The 5254-nt window shown below is 63.9% G+C and carries 3 rRNA genes; all 3 read left to right on the top strand.

What is annotated here, in order from left to right:
• Window positions 1-94: 94 nt before the first annotated feature.
• Window positions 95-1600: ribosomal RNA gene (locus ACQRAJ_RS08630) — 16S ribosomal RNA — on the top strand.
• 398 nt (window positions 1601-1998) lie between these two features.
• Window positions 1999-4972 (top strand): 23S ribosomal RNA (locus ACQRAJ_RS08625).
• Between the two features lie 146 nt (window positions 4973-5118).
• Window positions 5119-5234: ribosomal RNA gene (gene rrf / locus ACQRAJ_RS08620) — 5S ribosomal RNA — on the top strand.
• Together the 16S, 23S and 5S rRNA genes form the textbook arrangement of a ribosomal RNA operon.
• Window positions 5235-5254 lie beyond the last annotated feature (20 nt).

The raw sequence follows: 5254 nt of genomic DNA, 5'->3' as shown, positions 1-5254 counted from the left end.
AATTCCTTTTCCTATCAAACAGAACCATATGAATCGAACGGAACCGATCAGCGATGACTGAGAGGACCGGACGGGCTCGAGGCCCAAACATATTTGGACGGAGAGTTCGATCCTGGCTCAGGATGAACGCTGGCGGCGCGCCTAACACATGCAAGTCGAACGGCACCTATCTTCGGATAGAAGCGAGTGGCGAACGGCTGAGTAACACGTGGAGAACCTGCCCCCTCCCCCGGGATAGCCGCCCGAAAGGACGGGTAATACCGGATACCCCCGGGTGCCGCATGGCGCCCGGGCTAAAGCCCCGACGGGAGGGGATGGCTCCGCGGCCCATCAGGTAGACGGCGGGGTGACGGCCCACCGTGCCGACAACGGGTAGCCGGGTTGAGAGACCGACCGGCCAGATTGGGACTGAGACACGGCCCAGACTCCTACGGGAGGCAGCAGTGGGGAATCTTGCGCAATGGGGGCAACCCTGACGCAGCGACGCCGCGTGCGGGACGGAGGCCTTCGGGTCGTAAACCGCTTTCAGCAGGGAAGAGACGAGACTGTACCTGCAGAAGAAGCCCCGGCTAACTACGTGCCAGCAGCCGCGGTAATACGTAGGGGGCGAGCGTTATCCGGATTCATTGGGCGTAAAGCGCGCGTAGGCGGCCCGGCAGGCCGGGGGTCGAAGCGGGGGGCTCAACCCCCCGAAGCCCCCGGAACCTCCGCGGCTTGGGTCCGGTAGGGGAGGGTGGAACACCCGGTGTAGCGGTGGAATGCGCAGATATCGGGTGGAACACCGGTGGCGAAGGCGGCCCTCTGGGCCGAGACCGACGCTGAGGCGCGAAAGCTGGGGGAGCGAACAGGATTAGATACCCTGGTAGTCCCAGCCGTAAACGATGGACGCTAGGTGTGGGGGGACGATCCCCCCGTGCCGCAGCCAACGCATTAAGCGTCCCGCCTGGGGAGTACGGCCGCAAGGCTAAAACTCAAAGGAATTGACGGGGGCCCGCACAAGCAGCGGAGCATGTGGCTTAATTCGAAGCAACGCGAAGAACCTTACCAGGGCTTGACATATGGGTGAAGCGGGGGAGACCCCGTGGCCGAGAGGAGCCCATACAGGTGGTGCATGGCTGTCGTCAGCTCGTGTCGTGAGATGTTGGGTTAAGTCCCGCAACGAGCGCAACCCCCGCCGCGTGTTGCCATCGGGTGATGCCGGGAACCCACGCGGGACCGCCGCCGTCAAGGCGGAGGAGGGCGGGGACGACGTCAAGTCATCATGCCCCTTATGCCCTGGGCTGCACACGTGCTACAATGGCCGGTACAGAGGGATGCCACCCCGCGAGGGGGAGCGGATCCCGGAAAGCCGGCCCCAGTTCGGATTGGGGGCTGCAACCCGCCCCCATGAAGTCGGAGTTGCTAGTAATCGCGGATCAGCATGCCGCGGTGAATGCGTTCCCGGGCCTTGTACACACCGCCCGTCACACCACCCGAGTCGTCTGCACCCGAAGTCGCCGGCCCAACCGAGAGGGGGGAGGCGCCGAAGGTGTGGAGGGTGAGGGGGGTGAAGTCGTAACAAGGTAGCCGTACCGGAAGGTGCGGCTGGATCACCTCCTTTCTAGGGAGATAAATTCTTAGAGAGATCAACTTAACTCGAATGGAGGGCAGGAGCCCGTCCGGTGGATGTCTGGCCCGGATACGTCCCCGCAGCACCCGGTCCCCGGGGTCGCACCCGCGTACCTTGAGAGCCGCATAGCGATAGGAGAGAGATGGAAGAGTATCCTCTTCCAGACTCGATTCTTTTCTGCGATCTAAACAGAGAATGATAGCAATCATTCATCCGATCCAAACAAGAGGAATTCACTCATTGATGAGTGAGGAGCATCTGATCGCGAGCACAGTGGAACACGCTGTGCCGCGGTATGAGATACCCGAATTGCGACATGAGAGCGCTATTCATGATATCGATTAATTTATATTAGCGACACGTGGATATCCCGCGGGCCCGGAGCGGTCCCGCAAGATACCACGGGCGCACGGCGGATGCCTTGGCACAGGGAGCCGATGAAGGACGCGGCAAGCTGCGATAATCCCCGGCGAGGAGCACACATCCTTCGACCCGGGGGTCTCCGAATGGGCGAACCCATGCACAGCAGTGTGCATATCCCCGGCCTGAACGCATAGGGCCGGGGAGGACAACCCGGGGAACTGAAACATCTAAGTACCCGGAGGAGAGGAAATCAATCTCGAGACTCCCCGAGTAGCGGCGAGCGAAAGGGGACCGATGGCCAAACCGTCGAGCGGGCGTACCCGGCAGGGGTTCCGCCGGCGGGGTTGCAGGGCCGCGCATCCGGGGGCTGCCGCCCCCGGGCGCAGGTCCGGCTGGGGAGCGGAACGGCATGGGAGGGCCGGCCGCAGCGGGTGACAGCCCCGTACGCGAACCCAGACCGGACGGCGCGACGCGGTCCCTGAGTAGGGCCGGGCACGTGAAACCCGGTCCGAACCTGGGTGGACCACCATCCAAGCCTGAGTACTACCCTGTGACCGATAGCGCACCAGTACCGTGAGGGAAAGGTGAAAAGCACCCCGGGAGGGGAGTGAAACAGTACCTGAAACCGTGCGCCCACGAGCAGTCGGAGCACCTTTACGGTGTGACGGCGTGCCTTTTGTAGAATGAGCCAGCGAGTCGCTGGCGCGGGGCGAGGTTAACCGAAAGGGAGCCGGAGCGAAAGCGAGCCTTAACAGGGCGACTTGAGTCCCGCGCCGCGGACGCGAAGCCGGGTGAGCTATCCGTGGGCAGGCTGAAGCGGGGGTAAGACCCCGTGGAGGGCCGAACGCACGTCGGTTGAAAACGGCGGCGATGACCTGCGGATAGGGGTGAAAGGCCAATCAAACCCGGAGATATCTCGTTCTCCCCGAAATAGCTTTAGGGCTAGCGTCGCGCGTTCACCGCCGGAGGTAGAGCACCGGATGGACGAGGGGGCTTCGCCGCCTACCGAATCCAACCGAACTCCGAATGCCGGCGGCCCAGAGCGCGGCAGTCAGAGCATGTGGGCTAAGCTGTGTGCTCGAGAGGGAAACAGCCCGGACCGCCCGCTAAGGTCCCCAAGTTCCAGCCGAGTGGCAAAGGATGTGCGTCCGCCCAGACAACCAGGATGTTGGCTTAGAAGCAGCCATGCATTCAAAGAGTGCGTAACAGCTCACTGGTCGAGTGGACATGCGCCGACAATACACGGGGCTAAGCTGGACACCGAAGCGGCGGGATTTTATCTATAGAATCGGTAGGGGAGCTTCCCATGGGCGGAGAAGCCGGAGGGCGACCGACGGTGGAGCGCATGGGAGTGAGAATGCTGGCATGAGTAGCGAGAGACGAGAGAGTAACTCGTCCGCCGTGAACCCGAGGTTTCCTGGGCAAGGCTAATCCTCCCAGGGTCAGTCGGGGGCTAAGGCGAGGCCGGGAGGCGTAGCCGACGCGCAGCAGGCAGACATTCCTGCACCGCGCACGCGGCGCTACGACCGACGGGGCGACGGATGGGGGTGGCTCGGCGGGGTTCTGGACGTCCCCGTGATGGAGCGCGGCCCGCGGACCAGGGAAATCCGGTCCGCATCGAGGGCGAGGCTCCGGACGAAGCACTTAAGCGAAGCGAGTGAGCCCGAGGTCCCTAGAAAAACCCCTAGGCAGGCGCGTGCGCGCCCGTACCGCAAACCGACACAGGTGGGTGGGTAGAACATACCGAGGCGATCGGGTCAACCATGGTCAAGGAACTCGGCACAATGGCCCCGTAACTTCGGGAGAAGGGGTGCCCGCGCGTACGTGAACGGACTTGCTCCGGGAGCGGAGGCGGGCCGCAGTGGAGAGGCCCAAGCGACTGTTTACCAAAAACACAGGACTCTGCAGAAGCCGCAAGGCGACGTATAGGGTCTGACGCCTGCCCGGTGCCGGAAGGTCACGCGGAGGAGTTAGCGCACCGCGCGAAGCCCCGAAGCCAAGCCCCGGTAAACGGCGGCCGTAACTATAACGGTCCTAAGGTAGCGAAATTCCTTGTCGGGTAAGTTCCGACCTGCACGAAAGGCGCAACGACTTGGGCGCTGTCTCGACCATGGACCCGGTGAAATTGCACTGGTCGTGAAGATGCGACTTACCCGCGGAAGGACGGAAAGACCCCGTGAACCTTCACTGCAGCTTGGCATTGGCCGCTGGTCCCGCGTGTAGAGGATAGGCAGGAGGCGAAGATCCGGAGGCGCCAGCCCCCGGGGAGCCGCCCTTGGAATACTGCCCTCGCGCGACCGGCGTCCTAACCCGAGGCCGTCAACCGGCTCGGGGACCGTGCCAGGCGGGCAGTTTGACTGGGGCGGTCGCCTCCTAAAGGGTAACGGAGGCGCGCGAAGGTCCGCTCGGGACGGTCGGCAACCGTCCTTTTGAATGCAAGAGTACAAGCGGGCTTGACTGCGAGGCCCACAAGCCGAGCAGGTGCGAAAGCAGGCTCTAGTGATCCGGCGGCCCCGAGTGGGTGGGCCGTCGCTCAACGGATAAAAGGTACTCCGGGGATAACAGGCTGATCTTGCCCAAGAGTCCACATCGACGGCAAGGTTTGGCACCTCGATGTCGGCTCATCGCATCCTGGGGCTGGAGCAGGTCCCAAGGGTACGGCTGTTCGCCGTTTAAAGCGGTACGCGAGCTGGGTTCAGAACGTCGTGAGACAGTTCGGTCCCTATCCTCCGTGGGCGCAGGAGAATCGATGGAGGCTGCCCCCAGTACGAGAGGACCGGGGTGGACGCACCTCCGGTGAACCGGTTGTCGACCAACGGCACGGCCGGGTAGCCGCGTGCGGCGCGGATAACCGCTGAAGGCATCTAAGCGGGAAGCCGTTCCAGGGATTAGTTCTCCTTCCGGTAAGGGCCCAGGTAGACTACCTGGTCGATAGACGGCAGGTGCAAGGGCGGCGACGCCCTCAGCCGAGCCGCACTAATCGCCCGAGCTCTTCCGGAACCGCACCTCGCGGCCCGCGGGACCCAGCGCTTGCGCGGTCCGGGCACGAGGATGCCCCCGAGTCACTCCCCCCTATGCGCCATGCGGCCCCCAGGGCACGTGAGAGAGACACCGGACACCGAAGATACGGTGGGCGCCGCCCACCGGTCAGCGGCCAGAGCATGGGGGGCACGCCCGGTCCCGTTCCGAACCCGGAAGCTAAGCCCCATCGCGCCGAGAGTACTGCGGGGCCAGCCCGTGGGAGGCCAGGGCGCCGCTGACCGGTGGACGGCACCGAGCCGT

Source organism: Collinsella sp. SGI.184 (assembly GCF_050313415.1).
Classification (GTDB): Bacteria; Actinomycetota; Coriobacteriia; order Coriobacteriales; family Coriobacteriaceae; genus Collinsella.
Note: the sequence above shows the minus strand (reverse complement) of the source record. Positions and strands in the feature narration are given on the sequence as shown.